Source organism: Gloeobacter violaceus PCC 7421 (genome assembly GCF_000011385.1).
Lineage (GTDB): Bacteria > Cyanobacteriota > Cyanobacteriia > Gloeobacterales > Gloeobacteraceae > Gloeobacter > Gloeobacter violaceus.
On the sequence record NC_005125.1, the window covers coordinates 2,180,359 to 2,201,469 of the forward strand.

21 protein-coding genes and 1 tRNA gene are annotated in these 21,111 nt (G+C 63.3%); 14 read left to right on the forward strand and 8 right to left on the reverse strand.

Annotation, left to right across the window (positions count from 1 at the left end; genetic code table 11):
• Positions 1 to 6: 6 nt before the first annotated feature.
• The 3 genes from GLL_RS10515 to GLL_RS10525 are packed head-to-tail and all read left to right on the forward strand — an operon-like array spanning position 7 to position 4,495.
• Positions 7 to 3,153 (forward strand): efflux RND transporter permease subunit, encoded by a 3,147-nt coding sequence (locus GLL_RS10515; RefSeq protein ID WP_011142029.1) that lies wholly within the window; start codon positions 7 to 9, stop codon positions 3,151 to 3,153.
• Between the two features lie 20 nt (positions 3,154 to 3,173).
• Complete coding sequence (locus tag GLL_RS10520; protein WP_011142030.1) at positions 3,174 to 3,554, forward strand: hypothetical protein; 381 nt, start codon at positions 3,174 to 3,176, stop codon at positions 3,552 to 3,554.
• A 44-nt stretch (positions 3,555 to 3,598) separates the two neighbouring features.
• A complete protein-coding gene (locus GLL_RS10525; protein WP_011142031.1) occupies positions 3,599 to 4,495 on the forward strand; it encodes a hypothetical protein in 897 nt (298 codons plus the stop codon).
• Here the strand turns inward: GLL_RS10525 and pstS are convergent.
• Both pstS and GLL_RS10535 read right to left on the reverse strand, forming a co-directional pair.
• Complete coding sequence (gene pstS, locus GLL_RS10530) at positions 4,492 to 5,592, reverse strand: phosphate ABC transporter substrate-binding protein PstS (RefSeq protein ID WP_164928918.1); 1,101 nt, start codon at positions 5,590 to 5,592, stop codon at positions 4,492 to 4,494. The genes GLL_RS10525 and pstS overlap by 4 nt on opposite strands.
• Positions 5,593 to 5,687: 95 nt before the next feature.
• Positions 5,688 to 5,951 (reverse strand): metal-sensitive transcriptional regulator, encoded by a 264-nt coding sequence (locus tag GLL_RS10535; protein WP_164928919.1) that lies wholly within the window; start codon positions 5,949 to 5,951, stop codon positions 5,688 to 5,690.
• Positions 5,952 to 6,083: 132 nt separating this feature from the next.
• On the opposite strand from GLL_RS10535, the gene GLL_RS10540 reads away from it, so the two are divergent.
• Positions 6,084 to 6,248 carry a hypothetical protein gene (locus GLL_RS10540; RefSeq protein ID WP_164928920.1) on the forward strand — a complete coding sequence of 55 codons (165 nt, stop codon included), beginning with the start codon at positions 6,084 to 6,086 and terminating at the stop codon, positions 6,246 to 6,248.
• A gap of 67 nt (positions 6,249 to 6,315) precedes the next feature.
• Here the strand turns inward: GLL_RS10540 and GLL_RS10545 are convergent.
• Positions 6,316 to 6,387, reverse strand: a tRNA-Asn gene (locus tag GLL_RS10545).
• Between the two features lie 159 nt (positions 6,388 to 6,546).
• Here GLL_RS10545 and GLL_RS10550 point away from each other — a divergent pair.
• From GLL_RS10550 to GLL_RS10570, 5 genes are read left to right on the forward strand one after another with little or no spacing between them, the layout of a single operon-like run.
• Positions 6,547 to 7,308 carry a hypothetical protein gene (locus GLL_RS10550; RefSeq protein WP_164928921.1) on the forward strand — a complete coding sequence of 254 codons (762 nt, stop codon included), beginning with the start codon at positions 6,547 to 6,549 and terminating at the stop codon, positions 7,306 to 7,308.
• Positions 7,305 to 8,669, forward strand: coding sequence for a TrbI/VirB10 family protein (locus tag GLL_RS10555; RefSeq protein WP_011142035.1), 1,365 nt, complete (start codon positions 7,305 to 7,307; stop codon positions 8,667 to 8,669). The genes GLL_RS10550 and GLL_RS10555 overlap by 4 nt, the downstream gene beginning before the upstream one ends.
• Positions 8,666 to 9,139 (forward strand): hypothetical protein, encoded by a 474-nt coding sequence (locus GLL_RS10560; RefSeq protein WP_164928922.1) that lies wholly within the window; start codon positions 8,666 to 8,668, stop codon positions 9,137 to 9,139. Before GLL_RS10555 ends, GLL_RS10560 begins: the two co-directional genes overlap by 4 nt.
• Positions 9,140 to 9,144: 5 nt before the next feature.
• Entirely contained in the window at positions 9,145 to 10,263 is a 1,119-nt protein-coding gene (locus GLL_RS10565; RefSeq protein ID WP_011142037.1) for a hypothetical protein, read from the forward strand.
• Positions 10,264 to 10,266: 3 nt separating this feature from the next.
• A complete protein-coding gene (locus GLL_RS10570) occupies positions 10,267 to 11,883 on the forward strand; it encodes a type IV secretory system conjugative DNA transfer family protein (protein WP_011142038.1) in 1,617 nt (538 codons plus the stop codon).
• Here the strand turns inward: GLL_RS10570 and GLL_RS10575 are convergent.
• Positions 11,880 to 12,815 carry a DUF4351 domain-containing protein gene (locus GLL_RS10575; protein ID WP_011142039.1) on the reverse strand — a complete coding sequence of 312 codons (936 nt, stop codon included), beginning with the start codon at positions 12,813 to 12,815 and terminating at the stop codon, positions 11,880 to 11,882. The genes GLL_RS10570 and GLL_RS10575 overlap by 4 nt on opposite strands.
• Positions 12,816 to 12,884: 69 nt before the next feature.
• On the opposite strand from GLL_RS10575, the gene GLL_RS10580 reads away from it, so the two are divergent.
• The 4 genes from GLL_RS10580 to GLL_RS10595 all read left to right on the forward strand — a co-directional run bounded on the left by GLL_RS10580 (position 12,885) and on the right by GLL_RS10595 (position 15,593).
• On the forward strand, positions 12,885 to 13,709 hold the full coding sequence (locus GLL_RS10580; protein ID WP_011142040.1) for a class I SAM-dependent methyltransferase: 825 nt from the start codon (positions 12,885 to 12,887) through the stop codon (positions 13,707 to 13,709).
• Between the two features lie 40 nt (positions 13,710 to 13,749).
• Positions 13,750 to 14,535, forward strand: a complete 786-nt coding sequence (locus tag GLL_RS10585) for an HAD family hydrolase (protein WP_011142041.1) — start codon at positions 13,750 to 13,752, stop codon at positions 14,533 to 14,535.
• A gap of 210 nt (positions 14,536 to 14,745) precedes the next feature.
• The gene (locus GLL_RS10590; protein WP_164928923.1) at positions 14,746 to 15,084 is read left to right on the forward strand and encodes a DUF3007 family protein; all 339 of its coding nucleotides are present in this window, start codon (positions 14,746 to 14,748) and stop codon (positions 15,082 to 15,084) included.
• 26 nt (positions 15,085 to 15,110) lie between these two features.
• Entirely contained in the window at positions 15,111 to 15,593 is a 483-nt protein-coding gene (locus tag GLL_RS10595) for an adenosine-specific kinase (protein ID WP_011142043.1), read from the forward strand.
• 16 nt (positions 15,594 to 15,609) lie between these two features.
• On the opposite strand, the gene GLL_RS10600 is transcribed toward GLL_RS10595, so the two are convergent.
• From GLL_RS10600 to GLL_RS10610, 3 genes are read right to left on the reverse strand one after another with little or no spacing between them, the layout of a single operon-like run.
• Positions 15,610 to 15,807, reverse strand: a complete 198-nt coding sequence (locus GLL_RS10600) for a DUF6737 family protein (protein ID WP_011142044.1) — start codon at positions 15,805 to 15,807, stop codon at positions 15,610 to 15,612.
• Positions 15,804 to 16,640, reverse strand: a complete 837-nt coding sequence (gene larE / locus GLL_RS10605; protein WP_011142045.1) for an ATP-dependent sacrificial sulfur transferase LarE — start codon at positions 16,638 to 16,640, stop codon at positions 15,804 to 15,806. The genes GLL_RS10600 and larE overlap by 4 nt, the downstream gene beginning before the upstream one ends.
• 2 nt (positions 16,641 to 16,642) lie before the next feature.
• The gene (locus tag GLL_RS10610) at positions 16,643 to 17,452 is read right to left on the reverse strand and encodes a PHP domain-containing protein (protein WP_011142046.1); all 810 of its coding nucleotides are present in this window, start codon (positions 17,450 to 17,452) and stop codon (positions 16,643 to 16,645) included.
• A 146-nt stretch (positions 17,453 to 17,598) separates the two neighbouring features.
• On the opposite strand from GLL_RS10610, the gene GLL_RS10615 reads away from it, so the two are divergent.
• Positions 17,599 to 18,543 (forward strand): NAD-dependent epimerase/dehydratase family protein, encoded by a 945-nt coding sequence (locus GLL_RS10615; protein WP_011142047.1) that lies wholly within the window; start codon positions 17,599 to 17,601, stop codon positions 18,541 to 18,543.
• Between the two features lie 15 nt (positions 18,544 to 18,558).
• Here the strand turns inward: GLL_RS10615 and gyrA are convergent, their stop codons facing one another.
• Complete coding sequence (gyrA, locus tag GLL_RS10620; protein WP_011142048.1) at positions 18,559 to 21,036, reverse strand: DNA gyrase subunit A; 2,478 nt, start codon at positions 21,034 to 21,036, stop codon at positions 18,559 to 18,561.
• Positions 21,037 to 21,111 lie beyond the last annotated feature (75 nt).

Genomic DNA, 21,111 nt, shown 5'->3' on the forward strand with positions numbered 1-21,111 from the left:
CCCAGAATGCTCAACCAACTGATTTTCTGGTCGATCGTCCAGCGCTGGCTGGTGGTGCTCGCCTCGGTGCTGCTGCTGGTGGTGGGTACCGCCGTCGTCGTGCGCATGCCCCTCGACGTCTTTCCCAACTTCGCTCCGCCCCAGGTGGTCCTCCAGACCGAGGCGTCGGGACTGGCGCCGGAGGAAGTCGAGTCGCTGGTCACCATTCCCCTCGAGAGTGCCCTGGGCGGCATGCCGGGGCTCACCGACATCCGCTCCAGCTCCGCCGTGGGCCTCTCGGTGATCACGGTCGTCTTCGACTGGGGCACCGATGTTTTTCGCGCCCGCCAACTGGTCACCGAGCGCGTCTCGCAGGTGGCGGGCCGTTTGCCCGAGGGGGTGAGCCCGCCGTTGCTCTCGCCCATCAGCTCGCCCGTGGGCGATGTGATCAAGTACGCCCTCACCATCGACCCCGACGCAAAAGTCCAGAAGCGCACCTCGCTATTGGATCTGGCCACCACCGCCAACTGGCAGATCCGCAACCGGCTTCTGGCGGTGCCGGGGGTCACCCGCGTGCTGGTCATCGGCGGCGGCGAATTGCAGTACCAGGTGCTGGTGGAGCCTGCGAAGCTGCGCCAGTACGGCGTCACGTTAAATCAAGTGAGCGAGGCGGTGGCCAAGGCCAACGTCAACGCGGCGGGGGGCTTCTTGCAGACGCCGGACGAAGAATTTCTGATCCGCGGCGTTGGTCGCATCACTTCGCTGGCCGAATTGGGCAAGTCGGTGGTGGTGGTGCGCGGGGGGATCCCCGTGCGGCTGTCGGAAGTGGCACGCATCCAGACCGGCGCCGGGGTCAAGCGCGGCGACGGCTCGCTGGGTGGCCGGGAGGCGGTGATCGTGACGGTCACCCGCCAACCGTTTGCCGATACCCCCACCGTGACGCGCGGCGTGGAAGCGGCGATGGCGGACCTGGTCTCGACCTTGCCCAAGGACGTCAAGGTGACCGTCACCTTCCGGCAGGAGGACTTTATCGAGAAGTCCGTGGGCAACGTCGTCGAGGCGCTCAGGGACGGGGCGATTATCGTCGCGGTGATTCTGGTGCTCTTTTTGGGCAACTGGCGCACGATGCTCATCACGCTCACCGCCCTGCCGCTCTCGGTGGTGCTCGGGTTGCTGGCGCTCAACTGGTTTGGCGTCGGGCTCAACACGATGACGCTCGGAGGGCTCGCGATTGCCCTGGGTGAAGTAATTGACGATGCGATCATCGATGCGGAGAACGTTTACCGTCGACTGCGCGAGAACCGGCTGCGGCCCGACCCGGCGCCGGCTTTGCAGGTGGTCTTCGCAGGTTCGGTGCAAATCCGTACCTCCGTGGTTTTCGCGACCTTGATTTTGGGGGTCGTCATTGCTCCCATCTTTGCGCTGAGCGGCGTCGAGGGCCGCATCTTCACCCCGCTGGGGCTTGCCTATGTCTTTGCTGTCGCCGCTTCGCTCGCGGTGGCGCTCACCCTCACCCCGGCGCTTTGCTATGTGCTTCTGGCAGGCCGGGATCTGCCCGAGGAGGAGACAACCACGGTGCGGGTACTCAAAAAACTCTACCGGCCGGTGTTGCGCTTTGCCCTGGCCCGCCCGATTCCTGTGTTGGCCGCTTCGGCGGCGGCCTTTGCCGCCTCGCTCGTGCTGATTCCGTTTTTGGGGCGGACCTTTTTGCCGGAATTTCAGGAGCGCAGCTTGATCATCGCCGTCTCGCAGCTGCCGGGTGCGTCGCTTGCTTCTACTCAGCAGTTGGGGATCGCCCTCGAAAAAGCCCTGATGCGCCACCCGGAGATCGAGACGGCCCAGTTTCGCGCCGGCCGCGCCCTGGGGGACGATGACGCGGGGGGGGTGAATTTCGGCGAACTGGACGTGCAGGTGGCAGCCGGTGCCCAGGACCGCGAGGCGGTGCTCGAGATGATCCGCGCCGAATTCGCCCGTTTTCCCGGTGTGGCCGTGAATGTGGGCGGATTTATCTCCCACCGCGTCGATGAAGTGCTCTCCGGGACGCGGGCGGCTATCGCCATCAAAGTCTTCGGTCCCGACCTCGCCCAATTGCGCCGCCTCGCCGGGGAGGTCGAAGCGGTGATGAAGACCGTCCCGGGCACCGTCGATCTGCAAATCGAGCCGCAGGTGCCGGTGAACCAGTACACGGTGCGCTTCAACCGCGACGCGGCGGCCCGCTATGGTCTGGCGGTGGGGGATCTGGCCGAGGCGGTGGAGACGGCCTTCAACGGTCGGGCGGTCTCTCAGGTGCTCAAAGACCAACGGCTGTTCAACCTGGTGATCTGGCTCGCCCCGGAGGCGCGCAACCGGCCCGAGGCGCTCTCCGATTTGCTCGTCGACACCCCCACCGGCCAGAAAATTCCGCTCTCGCAGGTAGCGGCGGTCGTGCTCGACAAAGGCCCCAACACGATCAACCGCCAGAATGTTTCGCGCCGCATCGTGGTGGCCGCCAACGCCGGCGGGCGCGACATCGGCTCATTGATCGCCGAGGCGCGCGAAAAAATCTCCCAACAGGTGCCCTTGCCCGACGGCTATTACATCGACTACGGCGGCCAGTTCGAAGCCCAGGAGCGCGCCACCCGCGAACTGATTCTCTTCGGGGTGTTGGCGCTTTTGGGGGTGGCGGTGCTGTTGTACCTGGCGGTGCGCTCGGTGCGCTCGACGCTGCTGATTCTGGCCAATTTGCCTTTAGCTTTTATCGGCGGCATCGTGGCCGTTTGGTTCGGAGGCGGGGTGCTCTCGGTCGCATCGCTGGTGGGCTTTATCACCCTGTTTGGCATCGCCAACCGCAACGGCATCATTCTGGTCACCACCTACCAGCAGCGGATGGCGGCCGGGGAAAGTTTCGATGAGGCCATCGAAGAAGGATCGGTCGAGCGACTCTCGCCGGTACTGATGACCGCCCTGACCGCCGCCCTGGCCATGGTGCCCTTGATGGTGGGTTCCGGCGCCGGTAAGGAGATTCTCCAGCCGTTGGCGGTGGTGGTTTTTGGCGGACTCTTCACCTCCACTGCGCTCACGCTGGTGGTGATCCCGGCTTTGTTCGAACGCTTCGGCGAGCGGACGGCCCCGGTGATCAGCGAGCAGGAAAAAGTGGCGATGGACCTGCAGAGCGTGCTTGCCGACAGGCAGTAAATCCTGTTCAGGAGATAATCATGTCCACAAAACGCATGCTGAGCGCCCTTGCCCTCCTGGCGATCCTGACTGGCGCGCTCCCGGCCATTGGTGCGCCGAGGCACGGCGGCCAGGCGGTCGAAATCCAGGGCTACCAGTTCGAACTGGTGGTCGAGCCGGAATCGGGGGGCGCGCACCTGGATCTGTTCATCAACGATCCCAAAAGCAAAACGGTATCCGACGCCGCTGTCCAACTACAAGTCAGCGCCCCGGGCGGCCAGAAACTTTCGCTGCCGATGAAGTACGGCGAGGGCCACTACGAGGCGGTGCTGCCGGCCGCAGCCAAGGGGGTGTACCGGGTGGTGGCCCTCGCCACCGTCGGCGGCAAAAAGCTCAACTCGCGTTTTTCCTTTAAGCTCTAACTGGCTGGTTTATGTTCACCCTGTAAAGACACGGAGATACACCAATGCATCGATGGTTTGTTGTCTGCTCTGTCGCGACGTTACTGGCCCTCGCCGCTCCCGCACAGACACACGAGGAAGCCCACAGCCCTCAAAAAACCGGTACCCCGATGCATTCCGGCGGTCACCACCGCGCGCAGAAATCGGCTGCGCAACTGGGCATCACCCCCACCGTCAATCTGCGCGCCGGCCAACCCAAAACCTTCACCCTGCAGGTGCGCAACGCCGACGGCAAGCCTATCGGCGACTTTGCCACGGTCCACGAAAAACTCCTGCACCTCATCGTCGTAGATAGCGACCTCGGCTACTACAACCACGCCCACCCTACTTACCTTGGCAACGGCCGCTTTGAGATCGCCCTTGATTTTCCGCGCGGTGGCAAGTATGTGCTTTTTGCCGATTTTGTGCCCAAGGGGGGCGCCCCGCAGGTGCAGACTCAAGAGTTGCGCGTGAGCGGAGCCACCCCGCCCCCGACAACGACCCTCAAGCCCGACACCAGCCTCACTAAGACCCAAGAAGACCTCACCGCCACCCTGTTGTGGGATGCCGGAGCCGTGCGCCCCGGAAGGGAGGTGACCGTCGCCTTTGCCCTCAAAGACAGCGAGGGCAAGCCGGCCGCAGACTTGCAGCCCTATCTGGGGGCGATGGGCCACCTGGTCGTCCTCAAGCAGTCCAAAACTTTGCAGGCCGCCAGCTACCTGCACGCCCACCCGGAGTCCGCGCCAGCAGAGCAGTCGGAGGCCGCCATGGCGGCTGCTCACGCCGGTCACAACGCCCCCAAATCAGCTCCCGGCGTGGTCAGTTTCGCCACGACCTTTCCTGAACCCGGCCTTTACAAGCTCTGGGGCGAATTTAAGCGCAACGGCCAAGTCCATACCTTCGACTTTGTCGTGGCAATTTAGCTGCCAATTTGCTCGACAGCCGCCAGGACGCGCTCGGTAACCGGTTTGGGCAGTTCAATGTATCCGAGGGATTCGCTCGACTTTTGCCCTTCGGTGAGGCACCACTTGAGAACTTCCTTCAAAGCCGTCGCCTTTTCGGGGGTGTCCATTGTCTTGGGTGCGAGGATCCAGGTGTAAGTGACCAGTGGATACGAATCCTTACCGGGCGGATCGGCGATAAAAGCGCGCAGGTTGGGCGGCAACTCTACCGAGGCGAGGGCCGCGGCGGAATTTTCCAGCGTCGGCAGGACATAGTTGCCCTCTTTGTTTTCAAGCGAAGCGTAGGGCAACTTGTTGTTGGTGGCGTAGCCGTATTCCACGTAGCCGATCGAGCCGGGGTTCTGCTGGACCTGAGCCGTCACACCGTCGTTGCCCTTGCCGCCTACACCCGTGGGCCATTTGACGGCGATGCCTTCGCCGACTTTCGTTTTCCACTCGGGGCTGACGGCACTCAGGTGGCGAGTGAACACGCCGGTCGTGCCGCTGCCGTCGGCGCGGCGCACCACCGTGGCGGCCAGATCCGGCAGTTTGACACCCGGGTTGAGTGCGGCAATCTTCGGGTCGTTCCAGTTTTTAATCTTGCCCAGGAACATATCGCTGTAGACGGCGCGGGAGAGTTTAAGATTCTCCGGCGCACCCGGTACGTTGTAGATGAGCACGACGCTACCGGCGGTCATCGGCAATAGCACCACGCCTCGATCCGCCGGCACCGCGGCAATCTCCTCGTCGCTCATTGCCACGTCGCTCGCGGCAAAATCGACGGTTTTGCTTTGAAACTGCTTGATGCCGGCGCCGCTGCCCACGCCCTGGTAGCTGACTTTGACGTTCGGGTTGGCCTGGCCATAATCGTAGAACCACCGCTGATAGAGCGGTGCCGGGAAGGTGGCCCCGGCGCCGGAGAGGGTCACCGCACCGGCCGGTGCGCCGCCGGGGCTAGGGGCGGTGGCACTGGGACCCTCCGGTGGGGAAGACTGGCACTGGGACAACAAAAGGTTTGCTCCCAGCATGGCGGCCAAAACAGGAAAAATCCGCCGGATTAAAGTTGCTCTTGTGACCATGGTTTGACCCACAAATTATCTCGGATCCTACGCGCAGGGGAGCTCAAGCACGTGTATCGCGCAATGCCTTACCATATCGGGCCGGGGGCTTCGGGTCACAGCAACATATCGACGGCGGCCAGAAAATTCTCCAGTTCTGCTTCATAGCGCTCGCTGCCGGCCGCTTCGACTAAGCAATGTTCGGTGTGGTCCTTGAGGACCAGTTGGGCCGCCGCGTTGACCGCCGAGCGGAGGTAGACCATGCGGACGAGCACATCCGGGCAAGCGCCGCCCGCCTCGACCGTGGTGTAAACGTCGCGGACGCGCCCTTCGATGCTCGCCAGGTGCTTCAACACGTCCTGGGTGTACTTGTGCGGCATGAGCAATCCTCGCAATGGACCGGATGTGGAGCCCGGCGGCACCCCAATGGTAGGCCCACGTCGCCCTCTCTTTCTCGACAGACTCAAACTCGCACGTCGATGATAAAGTCGGCAAAGCGGGCAGGCGCAAAGATGAAAAGCTTCGAGAAAATTGCCGATGAGCAGGGCTGGTCCAGCGAAATCCAGGTGCAGATTCTCTTGAAGTACATCGAGAAGCAGGTCAGGCCGGAGGATTTCGAAGATTTTCTGCTCGATCAAGTCGATAGAGAAGACGCGAGCGATCACATCGGCGGATAAATCAAGAGCCGCACGCGAAGCCAAGTCCGACGGCACTCCTGCAACTTTCGATGTGCTTGAACTTCAGCTCCCCGGGCTGGATTCGAACCAGCGACCAATCGATTAACAGTCGATCGCTCTACCGCTGAGCTACCGAGGAATGCGTCTCTTAATGTAACCCGTTCACAGCAGCGGCGGCAAGTGCCGGAGGAGTCCTGGGACCGTCCGACGCCAGACGGGTTCACCCACATCAATCCCATTTGTGGGAATAGCCGGTGTGCCTTGCCTATGCTGTTGTCTGTCTAAGGACGGTGCAGCAATGAAGGCAGCGAGCAGCAGTCTATTTGGCGGGTTTGTGCTGGCGACGGCGGTTTCAGGAGCAATTTTGCTTGCCCTGACGCTCTGGAACACGGTGCAGTTGCAGATTCTGGCCCATCGGCCCGCTCCGAGCCTGGTGCAGCTCAGCGATGGGCAGTCGGTGCAGGTGCGGGCGGCGGGGCACTATGCGCGGGAGCCGGAGGTGATCCGCCGCTTCGTGGCTGAGGCGTTGGGGATGCTCTTTACCTGGCGGCGCTATATTCCGGCGGCCGGGCCGGGCCAGGCCGACAGCGAAGACCCGGGGATCGTGCTGAGTAATCGCGCGTGGGTGCCTACCAGCGTCTTTCAGGCGGGGTTTTGTCTGAGCGAGGATCTGCGCACCGAACTGCTGCGCCAGCTTGCTGAATTGAGCGCCCGTACCCTGAGCGGCAAGAGCGGCCAGGTGCTCTTCAGCGCCACCTTTATCGGCCGGCCGCAGCCGGTGGCGGGTCAGGAGCATACCTGGTCCCTCAGCGTTGTCGGTTCGCAGGTGGTCTTCAGCCCGGAGCGGCCGGAGGGGGTGCCGATTCCCTTCAACAAACAGGTGACCGTGCGGGCGGTGGAGCCACCCGTCGTGCCGGGCGAGCTGCCCCAAACGCCACTAGAAAAAGCCGTCGCGCGGGTGCGCGGCAGCGGGCTTGAGATCGTCTCCCTGCGATCACTCGCCGCCCCAGAAATCTCCCCAGAAATCTCCCCAGAAATCTCCAAGGAGCAATCGCGATGACCCAGCCGGAATTTGATCAATTCGACCAACAACCCGACCGCCGCGAACGGCTGCTGCGCTGGCTGACGCCGGGGCGCAAGGTGGCCATCGTGGGGGGGCTCACGCTACTGCCGGCCCTGGGCATCGGCGCTGCCCTCAACGGGCTGTTTTACCCGAGCGCTCCTCGTCCGAAGGCCGAGGCGGCGGCCAAACCCGCCGCCGCTGTGCCACGGGCGACCCAACCGGCTCCCACCGACGAGGTGGATCGGTTGAAGGCGGAGGTGGCCCTGGCCGACCAGCGCCAGATGCTCGAACAGTTGCGCTCCCAGCAAAAAGACAAGCCGTCTCCACCGCCCGCTACGAAGCTGCGAGGGGCGAAGTCGCTGCCCCCGGCGCGTCTGCTGAGCCCCCCCGCCCTTGCCCAGTCCGCCACCTGGCGCCCGGATACGAACGGGGTGCGGGTGCTGCCGCCCCCTGCCGCCCTGGGAGCGCTCGCCGCCTCCGGCACGGGTCCGGCCCAGCTCGCCTTTTTGGGTTCCAGCCGCGAACAAGAAGGAGCCCGCGGCGGCACTCCACCCCCGACGGCCAGTGCCCCGGATGTCGCGCTTCCTCCTGTGGCGCGCCGGACGGCCATCCCGCGGCCCGCCCCCGCGATCTCAGCCGCCACCAGCCTCGACCCGAGTCTGGAGCCGCTCGCCGCCCAGGGCTCACCCGTCCACCACCTCTCTGCCACCCACCGCCTGCCGGCTGGGGCGGCGATCCCCGCCGCCAGCCTGGCGGCGGGGGTGCTCGAACGGCCCATCCTCTGGGAGCAGGAGCAAAAGCACAGTCCCGCCGCTTCTGAGGCCGATCGCCACGTGGTGGTGCTCACCGAGCCGCTGGCAGGACCGGAGGGCGACAGCTTGCTTCCCGCTGGCACGCGCGTGCTTGCCGCCCTGCGGCGCGTGTCGCCGGGGGGGCTGGTGACCCTCGAAGCGGTGGCGTTGCGGGCCGACCGCCGGGAGATCCCGTTGCAATCGGTCGCGGTGCGGGCGGTTGGCGGGTTGCCCCTGGTGGCGGTTCGTCAGGACAAGGGAGGCGAAATCGGCGGTCTTGACACTGGTCAGTCGCTACTGAAGGGAGCCGAGGAGGGACTTGCCATCCTCAACCGCGCAAGCAGCACCATCGAAGCGAGCGGCTTCGGCGGGGCTACCACCAGCGCAAATTACGGGCAGGCCAATGCCCTGGCGGCCTTCGGCAGCGGCCTGTTTGGCGAACTGGGCAGGCTGATTCGCCAGCGCAACCAGCAGGCGGTCCGCCAGGTGATCGAGCGTCCGGACCTGTGGCTCATCCCCGGCGGTACGGCGGTCGAACTGCTCTTCGGCCGGGAGGTGCCGCTTTGAGAATTGCGCTCGCGCTGCCGCTGGCCCTGTGGATAGCCTGCGTCCCTGCCGCTTCGTCCTCGGTGATGGCGCGCATCGACCGGGCGACGGCCACCGGGGCAGGCAAACCCGCCTTTGTGATCGACCTGTTTAGGGGAGTCGGTTTCGACGTCAGCCTGCTGGCCACAGGAGAAACGATCGCCGACTGGTGGGTGGAGGACCCGTCGCGGGTGGTGGCGCGCACCGATCGCAGCGGCCGGATCTTGAGCCTGAGGCTGGTCGATCTGCCCGCCGTGGTGCCGAGCAACCGCAACTGGACGACGCTCAAAGTGCTCGCCGGCGATCCCCAGGGCCGGTTGAGCCTGCTGCACTTTGTGGTGCGCTTTCAGGAGCGCCCCCCGCCGCGCGCCGAGCACGTCCGCTACCACGGGCTGGAGGTTCTACCCGCAGCCCCGGCCCCCGCTTCGACCGGTCCCACACCCTTGAGGTAACCGCCATGCGCCCGCTTGCCCTGACCCTCGCCCTACTGTTGAGTGGGTCCGCTCCCGCCCTCGCCATTCCGGTACGGCAGGTGGCGGGCGTGCCGATGCCCGACTTCGAGCAAATCACGTTCAGGGTGCTGCCGGCCCTGGCTGCGGCGGGTGAGATTGCCATCACCCACCCGACCGTCCTAAAACACCTGGGTTACGACCCAAGCCGGTTGTGGCAGGTGGGGGCGGCGGCCGACACCGTTCTGATGCTCGGGGATGTGGCGGGGGCTTTCGGGCTGGAGCGCTTCTCACTGGAGCAAATCGCCCAATGGGGTTTGACCGGGCGCTTGCGCCTCGAAAGGCTCACTCTTGCCCGCCTCAAGATGCTCGCCGCCAACACCGTGGGGGAGATTGTCAAAGCCCTGGCCTACGAACAATTGCCGCCGGAGTCGGTGCCGCTCCTGCGGGATCTGGCCAACTACTACTTCAACGGCGCCATCCCCTACGAGCGGCTGGGGGAGCTGATCGCCCAGGTGCCGGGTTTCGCCGGATTGCCCCTCGGCACGACGGACCTGGCGGGCTACGCGCTTTCGGGACTGCCCGGCATCGAGCGGGTGGCCATAGGCAAGCTCGCGGGCTGGGCAAGCCAGTACATTCGCGACATTCCGGGGCTCAGCGACGTGCCCTTTTCGAAATTTCTGTCCTTCACGGGCAACTTTACCGGCATCGCCGGCCTGGTGGACGTTCCCCTCTCCAAAATCGAGCACAACCGCACCCGAACGATCACCGGTTCCGATGTCGAAGGTTTTGCGGTGCCCTGCCCGCGCGATTGCCTGCACGTCGAATTGGGCGACCCGTTGCGCGGCAGCCAGTGGGTGGGCAGCACCCAGCAGGTGCGCGGCGGCCACGGTGTACTCGCGGCGGTCAACGGCGGCAAAGAACCCACCGGTCGCCACCCCTTTGGCCGCTGGGGCAAAATCGTGCTCACCGGTGTCGACGAAAAAGCCGGCAAAGCCGACTTCGGCCTGTACCTGCGGGTTTGCATCAAGACGACCTTGTTTGACTTTGGATGTACCCCGTATTTTCTGGGTCCCATCCCCTGGATTCCGAGCCAGGAAAAAGCGCTGACCTTCGTGGGACCTTAGAGCATGGAAAACGACTGGACAAATTACGCCCTGCTTGCCGGATTGGGAGCGGCGGCTCTGTGGGTCAACCGTTCGCGCCGGGGGGCGCTGCCGCGCTCCGCCTCCGGCCGCTGGGCCGGTGCCAAAGAGCGCGAACACGCCCGGCGCACCGCCCGGCGTCAGCAGGAGCAGCGGGCCAAGAACAAAGTCGCCCTGCAGATCAACCCCGGTGGGCGGGGCGAGCGAGTGATCCCCGTACCGCATGCCGAACGGGGTGTGCTGGTGATGGGCCAACCGGGTTCGGGCAAAACCTACTCGGCCATCGACCCGCTCATTCGCTCCGCACTGCGCCAGGGCTTTCCGCTGGTGCTGTACGACTTTAAGTACCCCACCCAGACCCGGCGGTTGTTTGCCTACGCCCGGCATCTGGGCTACACCGTCCAGGTCTTTGCCCCGGGATTGCCCCAATCCGCCGTGTTCAATCCTTTGGATCTTCTCGTCTCCGCCGAGGACAGCGAGACGGCCCGCCAGCTGGCCGAGGTACTCAACCGCAACTTCAAGCTTGCACAGCAAAAAGGGGGGGAGGACGCTTTTTTTGGTCCGGCGGGCGATCAGCTGGCCGAGGCGGTGCTGCTCACGGCCAAAGCGAGCCCCTACCCGGATCTATTGATGGTGCAATCGCTATTGAGTCTCGACCAGTTGCCCCAGCGCCTGCAGACAGCCGAGCACCTTTCCAGTTGGGTCAAAGCCTCCTACGGCCAGTTCTTGAGTGCGGCCAGTTCCGAAAAAACGGCTGCGTCGATCGTGGCTACTGCAAGCGCTCTATTTACACGCTTTCTCAAGCCCCAGGTGGCTCGCAGCTTCGCAGGGCCGAGCGCCATCGACTTTGATCTCTCGGGCAAGAAGCTGTTGGTGCTGGGGGTGGATCGCACCCGCCGCGACGTGGTGCTGCCTTTGGTGGCTACCCTGCTGCACATGCTCATTCAGTTCAACACCCACGAGCGGCGCACCGAACCGCTCGTGCTTGCCCTCGACGAGTTACCGACTTTGTTTTTGCCGGCTCTTGTCAACTGGCTCAACGAAAACCGCGAGGACGGGCTGGTGAGCGTGCTTGGTCTGCAAAACCTGGCCCAATTGGAGCGCACCTACGGCAAAGAAACCGCCCAGGCGATCTTCGGCGCCTGCGCCACCAAGTTTTTGTTCAATCCCGGCGAGAAAGATTCCGCCCAGTACATCTCCGACATGCTGGGCCAGGAATCGATACTCCAGCGCTCGATCAGCCGCAACACCGGCAAGGGCGGCCCCTCGCGCACCCACTCCGAAAGCGAGAAGACTCGGCCGCTTCTGGAGGCGAGCGGCCTGCTCAAACTCGGCCAGGGCCACTGCATTTTACTCAACCCCGAGTACGGCAGCGGCAAAGAGTCCGGGGTGCCGATGCGCCTCGCCGTCCGACTTGATCCGGGTGAAATGGCGATAGCCGAACTGGCCGAAAAGCTCTGGTCCACTCAGCAGCCGGAACTGCTCACCAATTCGCCGCCCGTCAGTGCCCAGTCCCTGGCAGAGCGTCAGGCGTCGGCGGAACAATTTTTGCCCCTCGCCCCAGCTGACGCCTCCACAGTACGATCCGTGCCGCTGTTTTAGTCCTGGCCTGCAAGCCAGCTGTCCAAATCTGAAATGGATGCAAAATCCAGCAGCGCTTCGCTCAAGGCTTCGAGAGCAGTCGTGGAGAGGCCACTCACCCGTTCGGCGTTCTGGGCCGGCAACGTCCCCAGGCGGCGGCTCAGCTGACGCAGGACAATAGCCAGAGCTTCTTCCTGTCTGCCCTCCTGCCTGCCCACCTGCCTGCCCTGCTCAAGACCCTGCTGCATCCAACTGGTGACAATCTGCACGACCGCCTCCTGCTCGCTTGCCCCGATGGTAGCAAGTTCCGCCGCGAACAACCGTTCCTCCTGGGCCGTCAGCTTCAAATAGGTATCCACGAAACCTGAAATCAACTGCGTTCGCGCCGGGTCCAGCCGGAGGGTAGCCAAAAGCCGCAAGCATTCGAGCTTCACCCGAGGCCGATCTGCCGGAGCAATGCGCATCCGGGCCATCAGCGCGCTGGCTACCGGATTGGGCTGGCGCAAAAAGTCCCGCCAGTCCAGCCTATTGAGTTGCACCACCCGGTAATGGAACTCCAGCACAGTGAAATCTGGAAACGCGACCCGGTGGGCAGTGGGTTCAGCCCGCAGCGGCTCGGTAAACGAAAAAACGGCAATCGGATAGATTGGCAGTTGATACTTTTCGTACAGCCGTGCAAAGTAGCGGAACATTCGGTAGCTAAAAATTGACTGGGCCTCCGTCTGGTTTTCGATGTGCACCAGGAAGAAAGACTGGTGGTCACGAAAGCGGGCTTTGACCACCAGATCCGCCTCGTAACGTTCGCCTGCAGTGATGTCGGAAAACAGCTCTTTCTCCAAAAAAACAATAGAGCCCCGCTCGAGATAGTTGCCGACGTCGGCGAAAAACAGGTCGATGAACTCGACAAAAAAAGTGCTGAGCAACTCTTTAAACAGTCGATCGTGGTCGGTCATGGTCCAATCCTACGGCTCCTGCGGTTCCGACAAACGGTATGCTGATGTCCACCATCGCGAAATCGAACGATGAGCTACCTGGCGGAGGGTTTTGCAAATGTCGATTCGACAGGCAACCCAGAAAAATTTGTCGATTGCCTCAAGCTATTGATGTCACTGCCATATTTTCAGCGCTACAAGCATAAGACTTTCGATTTGCTGCAGCTTGGCGAGGGCGATCGGGTACTGGAGGTGGGTTGCGGCGGGGGCGAGGATGCTATTGCCCTGGCAGACCGGGTGGGAGCAACAGGCCGAGTGGTTGCCCTCGACAGCAGTCAGGAAATGCTCGCACTGGCCAACCAGCATGCGGCGGGGCTGAATCTGCCCGTGCAATTCGTTCTGGCCGACGCCCAGAACTTACCGTTTGCAGACGAAAGCTTTCAGGCGGCGCGGGTCGATCGCACTCTCCAGCACATCCGGGAGCCCAGGCGTGCGGTGGCTGAGATGGCCCGCGTCGTCGCTGCTGGCGGGCGCGTGGTGGCCATGGAGCCGGACTGGGAGACGTTCGTGGTCAACTCCGACGATCGCGCCCTCACCCGCACGATGCTCAATTACTGGTGCGACGGGTTTACCAGCGGCTGGGTGGGACGCTACCTGCCGGCGTATTTTACCGCCGCCGGACTGGTCAATATTGAAATCAGCCCTGAAACCCTGGTGATCCGCGAACTGAAACTGGCGGACAAAGTCTTCGACCTCTACGCCACCGCCCGGCGGGTGCAGGAAGCCGGGCGGCTGGACTTCCAGCAGGCGCAGGGGTGGCTTGCCGGTTTGGAGCAACTCGACCGGGAAGGGCAATTCTTCTGCGCGTTTACCGGGTTCGTCGTGAGCGGAACAAAGCCCCAATCACCGCAGTGATACTGTACAGAGGCAACGCCTCGACACACCGCCACAGGCTATGGCCACCCCTGCACCGGACCTGCTTGCCCTCGATTTTGACGGCGTCCTCTGCGACGGATTGTTGGAATATTTTCAAACCGCCTGGCAGGTATACCGCCGGTTGTGGACACCACCGGACAACCTGGCTCCTCCCGCCGCTGTCGCGGAGCTGTTCTACCGGCTGCGGCCTGTGGTCGAGACCGGCTGGGAGATGCCATTACTTGTCAGCGCGATTGTCGGAGGAGTCGAACCTGAGGCCATTCTTGCCGATTGGGGAGGCATCTCCCAGCAACTATTGGCCCAATCCGGTGTCAGTGCTCCACAATTGGCCGGGGAGGTAGACCGGACGCGCGACGCGTGGATAGCCCGGGATCTCGAAGGCTGGCTGCAGTTGCACCGACTCTATCCCGGTGTGGCCGGACGGTTGCGTGCCCTGTGCGAGCACCCGCAACCGGCGGTGTTCATGATCACCACCAAAGAAAGCCGCTTCGTGCTGTTGCTGTTGGAGCAGGCGGGGGTAGACTGGCCCGGCGAGCGGATCTTCGGAAAAGACACTCAGCAGCCCAAGACCGAGACGCTCGCCAAACTGCTGGGAGCGGGCTACGAGCGCATCTGGTTTGTCGAAGACCGGCTTGCCACGCTGGAGAAAGTGGCCAGGCTGGCAGAACTGGCTAGTGTGCAGCTGTACCTCGCCGACTGGGGCTACAACACCCCGACCGAACGGGAACGGGTGCGCGCAGATAGCCGCATCCGTCTGCTCAACCTCGAACAATTTGCGGACGACTTTTGCAACTGGCCCCAGTAAGCAGCCCCACCGCATTGCCCACGTTTAACGATTCTCCTTGTTTTGCAACAATCGAATCACTTTTTTTGGCGTCGGTTACACTGTTCCTATGCGAACAAGTTCGCAAAATTTTTCTTGAGTGTCTGCCATTTTTTGAACCCAGACATCGATAAGGAGGGTTCTCCCGTGGTCGAAAAAATCAAACATTTGTTTGCACATTTTTGGGTTCCCTTGGGCATATTATTGATTGCTCCTGTGGCCTACAACTTTTTGCAGGCGTTGGGAATGCCCGCTTTGAACGCAGGCTTCTGGACCAGCGGGGTGGTGTGCGCGGCCTTGGTCGGATGGGTTTATACCTATACGCTGGGTAAGCGCGAACCACTCGGGCAATCGACCCATCCGACGGTCGATCAAGACATCCGCAATCTCTACGATGCCCTTCGACAAGAAGACCGCATCATTCAGGAGCACGAGGCCAGAATTGCCCAACTCAAGTTGGAGGAGGAGGCCCTGGAGGCCCAAATTCAAGAACTCAAGCGGCAAATCACCGCCCTGACTTCCGCCGGTTGAAGCGGATCTGCAATAGCGGCAAAGCGATGGAATTTAAAGCGGTCACCATGGTCATTCCCGAGGACTGTAACTTGATCCTCGGCCAGGCCCATTTCATCAAAACCGTCGAGGATCTGCACGAGATATTCGTGGGGATCTCCGCGCAAGTCAAATTCGGCATCGCCTTTTGCGAGGCTTCCGGTCCTTGCTTGATTCGCCTCTCGGGCAACGATGCGCCGCTGCAGGAAGTTGCGACGGCCAATGCCCAGGCCCTCGGTGCCGGTCATTGCTTTGTCATCTTGCTGAAGGAGGCCTATCCGATCAACTTTCTCAACGCCATCAAGCAGTGTGCAGAAGTCTGCACGATCTACTGCGCCACGGCCAACCCCACCCAGGTGATCGTTGCTGTTACCGAACAGGGCAACGGCATCCTTGGGGTGGTAGATGGTTTTGCGCCCCGGGGTGTAGAAAGTCCGGCCGATGTGCAGCAGCGCCAGGCTTTTTTGCGGCGGGTGGGTTACAAACTTTGAGCTTTCTGGAATCGACTTACCGACGCATCAACCGTGGCCAGAGAAAAAGAAAATAACCCATCCAGACCACTACCGGGGCGACGGCAACCCCCCACCACACCGAGAGTCCGAGTACCCAATACGTCAGTGCCATCCAACTGCAGCCGGTGAGGGCAATCGACCACGGTTGGCACCACCAGGGTTTAAAGCGCCAGGGGCTGTCGTCGCCGGTCATGGTTTTTGGGTGAATCGCTGCAACTGCTCAGGGGACAAAGCGGCGTTGAGTTTGCCGCTGCGGTAACCCTCCAGGTCCAACGTCACCAGGCTGTAGCCAAACGATTGAAAGGCTTTGACCAGTTCGGCCAGATCGACGCGCAGCACGAACTCTTTGATGCGCTCGGGAGCCAGCTCGATGCGCGCCGTGTCGCCGGCCGAGCGCACCCGGAACTGGCGCTCCCCCAGCGAACGCATGAAGCGCTCGGCGGCGGCCAGGCGCAGCAGCTTTTCGCGGTCGATGGCCTCTCCGTAGGGGAAGCGCGACGACAGACAGGGCATCGCCGGTTTGTCCCAGGTGGAAAGCCCCAGCCCACGGCTCAACTCGCGCACCTCCAGCTTGGTCAGCCCCACCTCGATGAGCGGCGAGCGGATTCCTTTTTCGCGCGCGGCCTGAAAGCCGGGGCGGTAGTCGCCCAGATCATCCAGGTTGGCGCCGTCGACGACCACCTCGATGCCGCGGGCCGTGGCCAGGGGCACCAGTCTGCCGTGCAGTTCGCTCTTGCAGAAGTAGCAGCGGTTGGCCGGATTGCTCGTGTAGTTAGGATCGTCCAGTTCGGTGGTCTCGATGATCTCGTGGGCGATGCCGATCTGGGCGGCCTGGCGGACGGCCTCTTCGAGATCTTCGGCCATCAGCGAGGGCGAGGCGGCCGTCACCGCCAGGGCGCGATCTCCGAGCGCGTCGAAAGCCACCTTGGCCACCAGGGTGCTGTCGACCCCACCCGAGTAGGCGACCAGCACCCGATCAAGGGAAGCAAAAATGTCGATGAGCTTGGTGTGTTTGGTCTGAAGCATGGCTATACCGCCGCCGGCACCCCGGCCAGGCGTTTAATCGGATCCAGCAGGGTCAAGGGCAATTGGAGCATGTTGAGGCTGACCCCGGACTTGTTGTCGCCGTGAAAATCGCTGCCGCCGGTCACCACCAGACCCCACTGCCGGGCCAGTTCGGCGAGGCGGGCGCTCTGGCGGGGGGTGTGCTCGCTGTGGTAGACCTCGATGCCCTGCAGGCCGCTTGCCGCGAGCGCCGGCAGCACCTCCTCGACACTGCCGCCCCGAAACAACAGCGGATGCGCCCACACCGTCACCGCGCCGCACTCGCGCAGGCGGCGAATGCCTTCCTCGGCGCTCAGGTGCTCGTAGGGGACGTAGGCGGGTTTGCCCTCCCCCAGCCAGCGCCGAAAGGCATCTTGTTCGTCGTTCACGTAGCCCGCCTGCTTGAGGGCGCTTGCGATGTGAAAGCGCCCCGGCGTCGGTACCGAGGGCATCGCGATCGGATAGCCCAGTTCGGCCAGCCGCCCGACGATACGCCCCGCCCGGCGCACCCGGGCGGCGTGGCGCTCCTCCAAAAAGGGGGCCAGCTGCACCGGATCCGGGTAAAAGCCCAAAATATGCAGCGAACTGCTGTTGTGGACCGTGCTGAGTTCGAGACCGGGGATCAGCTCCAGGCCGTGGCGGAGGCAGGCTTCGTGCGCCTCGGGCCAGCCGGAGAGCGTGTCGTGATCGGTGATGGCCAGGGCTGTGATCCCCGCCGCCGCCGCCGAGGCCACCAGTTCACTCGGCGTCAGGGTGCCGTCGGAACAAGTCGTGTGACAGTGCAGTTCGATCATTGCGCTCGGGGCAGCCAAGGTGTCGCCTCCAAGCTAACAGATGCCGACCCGGCGAGGACGAATCGCGCTTTGCCGGTGGTAAAATCTGTCCGCAAAACTTTTATAATTGGAACCTTGATCCCACTTTCCCCTGGAGGTCCACAGTTTTGAGCGGCGGGACGCGGCGTAGGAATGTCTTTGTCACTGGTGCCAGTGGATGTGTGGGTCAGTACCTGCTCGATATCCTCATCGAGGATGACCGATACCATTCCTATCTGCTCCTCAGAGAGCCCCTCAAACTCAAAAGCAGCGTCCGCGCGCATCCGAACGTCACGATTATCCCAGGCACCCTTGCCGACCTCGACCTTTATCGGCCCTACCTGGAGCAGAGCGATTACCTGATCCACATGGCCACCTCCTGGGGCGGGGCCGACGCCGCCTACGCGGTCAACTTCGTCCAGACTCTCCAACTGCTGGGCGCCGTCAACCACGAGCGCTGCTGCAAGGTGCTCTATTTTTCGACCAGCAGCATTCTCGACAACGACAACCGGCCCCTCGAATTCGCCAAGCGCGAGGGCACCGACTACATCCGCACCAAATACCTCTGCCACGAGCGGCTGCCCGAACTGGGCGTCTACGACCGGATTGTGTCGCTATTTCCAACGCTCATCATGGCGGCGGGCAAGGATAAACCCGTCTCCCACGTCTCCTCGGGTATTCCTAAGGTGGCTCCGTGGCTGGGGGTCGCCCGTTTTTTCAAGACCGACGCGAGTTTTCATTTCATCCACGCCCACGATGTCGCCCTGGTCACCCACCACCTGCTTGCCCATGACACCGAGAGCAACGAACTGGTACTGGGCAACCCGGCCATCACCGTCAACGAATGCCTCGAACAGTTGTGCGCGTTTTTTGGCAACAAGCGGGTGTTTGGGCGCTTCGAGATGACGGTGGGCATCATGGAGTGGATTATCAAAGTCTTCCATATCCAGATGAGCCCCTGGGATTATTACTACATCAAGCAGCGCCACTTCAATTACAAGCAGGTGGTCAATCCGGCCACCTTCGGGCTGAGCACGCCCTTCAACACCCTGGCGGGGATTTTGGCGGAATAGGCCACCTGAAGCCGATCAATCCGTTTCCTCCGGCTCCGCCGACAGACGGGTGACCGCGATGATCTGCTCAGCCGGATTGAGCACTGCGAGGGGCTTGCCGGGGCTTGAGCGGTCGGTTGCCGCCAGTTCGCCCAGATCGACCTGCACCAAGCGCTCTTGATCGGTGGCCATAGCCACCTCCCCTTCGGCTCCGACCGCCAGCACCGCCAGCAAACTGTCGCCGTTGCGCTCGCGCAATAGACCCACGGGTGTACCCAAGCCCGCGCGCTCCTGCAGGCGTATCTCGCCTGTCTTCAGGCGCTTGCCGAGGCCCAGGCGGCTTACCATCAGCAGATCTTCGCCGTTGCCCACTACGGTCATGGCCGCGAGCGACTCGCCGCGGCGCAGCTTGATGGCCTGCAAACCGAGGGCGGAGCGGCCCATGGCCGGCAGCTGCGCCTCGTCGGCCACAAAGCGCAACAGCCGCCCGGCGCTGGTACCCACGACGATCTGGCTGTGGGCTGTGGCAAGCCCCACCTGGATGAGCTGGTCCTCCTCGCTCAGTTTGAGCATCATCAGGCCGCGACCGGTAAGGTTGGCACACTCGCTCAAGAGCAGCTTCTTAATGCGGCCCTCGCGGGTGAGCAGCACCAAAAACAAATCCGGTGGATAATTTTCGCGCACGAAGGTGGCGGCTATCTGCTCCCCCTGGATCGACAGCAAAGTGACCAGGGGCGTACCCCGGCTGCGGGGTCCCGTCTCGGGGATTTCGCTGACTTTCAGCGAGTAGGCGCGTCCGGAGCGGGTGATGACCAGCAATTCGTTGCGGGTGCGCGTCGGGTAGCTCTCGACGACAAAGTCGTTGTCCTCCGTGCGCGAGACGGCCCTGCGCGAGCGGCTGCGCCGCTCAAAGGCGGCGGCGGGGATCCGGCGCACGTAGCCGCGGTGGGTCAGTTGCACCACAACTTCGTCGTCGCTGGTGATCTCGGCGAGGGTCGGCAGCGGCGCGGTGCGCGCCTCGATGCAGGTGCGGCGGGGGTCGGCGTGTTTTTTCTTGAGATCGCGCAGTTCGCGCTTGAGCAGACCGAGCAATTTGCGGCGGCTATCGAGCTGCGACTGCAGCTCGATCACCTTCTCGCGCAGTTCGCGGTGCTCGGAGGCAAGGCGCTCGCGGTCGAGCTGGGTGAGCCGCCTGAGGGGCATCTGCAAAATTTCTTCGGATTGCCGTTCGCTCAGGCCGTAGCTCGCCTCCAGTTCGGCTCGGGCCTGGGCGGCGTCGCGCGCCGCACTCAGCATCTGGACGATGGGCTGCAAATTGGCCAGGGCGACAAGTTGTCCTTCGAGCTGGTGGGCGCGCTCACTCGCGCGCCGGAGGTTGTACTGAATGCGGCGGGTAAGGGTAGCCACCCGAAATTCGAGAAACTGCTCGAGCAGTTCGCGCAGCTTGAGCAGGCGGGGCTGGCCCCCCACCAGCGTCAGCAAGATCGTCCCGAAGTTGGCCTGCAGCGGCGTGAGGCGGTAGAGGCCCGCCAGAATCGCCTCGGGGCGCGCCTCGCGCTTCATTTCGAGCACGACGCGCACCCCTTCGCGGTTCGATTCGTCGCGCAGGTCGCTGATGCCGTTGACCTTGCCCAGGTTGACCAGCTCGGCCACTTTTTCGATCCAGGCGGCTTTGTTGACCTGGTAGGGCAGGGCGGTGACGATGATCGCCGGTTTGCGCCGTCGGCCGCTGCCCACCTCCTCGCAGTGGGTGATCCCGCGCATGGTGATCGAGCCGCGGCCAGTGAGGTACGCCTCGCGGATGCCCTCGGTGCCGATAATTTGGCCGCCGGTCGGAAAGTCCGGCCCGGGAATGATCCGCAGCAACTGCTCGTCGGCCAATTCGGGATTGTCGATCAGGGCCACCAGCCCATCCACCAGCTCCCCCAGGTTGTGGGGCGGAATATTCGTGGCCATGCCGACGGCGATCCCGGCGCTGCCGTTGAGCAGCAACACCGGCAAACGCGCCGGCAGCACTTCCGGTTCGCGCTGGGAGCCGTCGAAGTTGTCGGTAAATTCGACTGTCTGATCGTCGATCTCCGCCAGCAGCGCATCGACCCCCACCGCAGCCAGCCGGCACTCGGTGTAGCGCATCGCCGCGGGCGGGTCGTTGTCGATCGAGCCGAAGTTGCCGTGGCCCGACAGCAGCGGGTAGCGCGAAGAAAAATCTTGCACCAGCCGCACCAGGGCGTCGTAGACCGCCGTGTCGCCGTGGGGATGGTACTTGCCCAGCACGTCGCCCACGACGCGGGCGCACTTGCGAAAAGGCCGGTCGGGGGCCAGTCCCAGTTCGTGCATCGCAAAGAGAATCCGCCGGTGCACCGGTTTGAGGCCGTCGCGCACATCCGGCAGCGCCCGCCCGACAATCACGCTCATCGCGTACTCAAGATACGAGCGCTGCATCTCCGAGTGCAGGGCGGTGGGCACGACCCGGGCTTTGGGTTCGGGGCCGGTCAGTTCGAGTTGTCTGGGCATGGCGATGGCGGCACTCGGGTAAGAAGGTGGCCGGACAAATAGGCGGACGCGACAAGGGACGAGTTGTGCACGATT

What these genes read in the sequence shown, in the direction of transcription:
- GLL_RS10515 (WP_011142029.1), top strand. Translation starts at nt 7, where the DNA reads ATGCTCAACCAACTGATTTTCTGGTCGATCGTCCAGCGCTGGCTGGTG.
- GLL_RS10520 (WP_011142030.1), top strand. Translation starts at nt 3,174, where the DNA reads ATGTCCACAAAACGCATGCTGAGCGCCCTTGCCCTCCTGGCGATCCTG.
- GLL_RS10525 (WP_011142031.1), top strand. Translation starts at nt 3,599, where the DNA reads ATGCATCGATGGTTTGTTGTCTGCTCTGTCGCGACGTTACTGGCCCTC.
- pstS (WP_164928918.1), bottom strand. Translation starts at nt 5,592, where the DNA reads ATGGTCACAAGAGCAACTTTAATCCGGCGGATTTTTCCTGTTTTGGCC.
- GLL_RS10535 (WP_164928919.1), bottom strand. Translation starts at nt 5,951, where the DNA reads ATGCCGCACAAGTACACCCAGGACGTGTTGAAGCACCTGGCGAGCATC.
- GLL_RS10540 (WP_164928920.1), top strand. Translation starts at nt 6,084, where the DNA reads ATGAAAAGCTTCGAGAAAATTGCCGATGAGCAGGGCTGGTCCAGCGAA.
- GLL_RS10550 (WP_164928921.1), top strand. Translation starts at nt 6,547, where the DNA reads ATGAAGGCAGCGAGCAGCAGTCTATTTGGCGGGTTTGTGCTGGCGACG.
- GLL_RS10555 (WP_011142035.1), top strand. Translation starts at nt 7,305, where the DNA reads ATGACCCAGCCGGAATTTGATCAATTCGACCAACAACCCGACCGCCGC.
- GLL_RS10565 (WP_011142037.1), top strand. Translation starts at nt 9,145, where the DNA reads ATGCGCCCGCTTGCCCTGACCCTCGCCCTACTGTTGAGTGGGTCCGCT.
- GLL_RS10570 (WP_011142038.1), top strand. Translation starts at nt 10,267, where the DNA reads ATGGAAAACGACTGGACAAATTACGCCCTGCTTGCCGGATTGGGAGCG.
- GLL_RS10575 (WP_011142039.1), bottom strand. Translation starts at nt 12,815, where the DNA reads ATGACCGACCACGATCGACTGTTTAAAGAGTTGCTCAGCACTTTTTTT.
- GLL_RS10580 (WP_011142040.1), top strand. Translation starts at nt 12,885, where the DNA reads ATGAGCTACCTGGCGGAGGGTTTTGCAAATGTCGATTCGACAGGCAAC.
- GLL_RS10585 (WP_011142041.1), top strand. Translation starts at nt 13,750, where the DNA reads ATGGCCACCCCTGCACCGGACCTGCTTGCCCTCGATTTTGACGGCGTC.
- GLL_RS10595 (WP_011142043.1), top strand. Translation starts at nt 15,111, where the DNA reads ATGGAATTTAAAGCGGTCACCATGGTCATTCCCGAGGACTGTAACTTG.
- GLL_RS10600 (WP_011142044.1), bottom strand. Translation starts at nt 15,807, where the DNA reads ATGACCGGCGACGACAGCCCCTGGCGCTTTAAACCCTGGTGGTGCCAA.
- larE (WP_011142045.1), bottom strand. Translation starts at nt 16,640, where the DNA reads ATGCTTCAGACCAAACACACCAAGCTCATCGACATTTTTGCTTCCCTT.
- GLL_RS10610 (WP_011142046.1), bottom strand. Translation starts at nt 17,452, where the DNA reads ATGATCGAACTGCACTGTCACACGACTTGTTCCGACGGCACCCTGACG.
- gyrA (WP_011142048.1), bottom strand. Translation starts at nt 21,036, where the DNA reads ATGCCCAGACAACTCGAACTGACCGGCCCCGAACCCAAAGCCCGGGTC.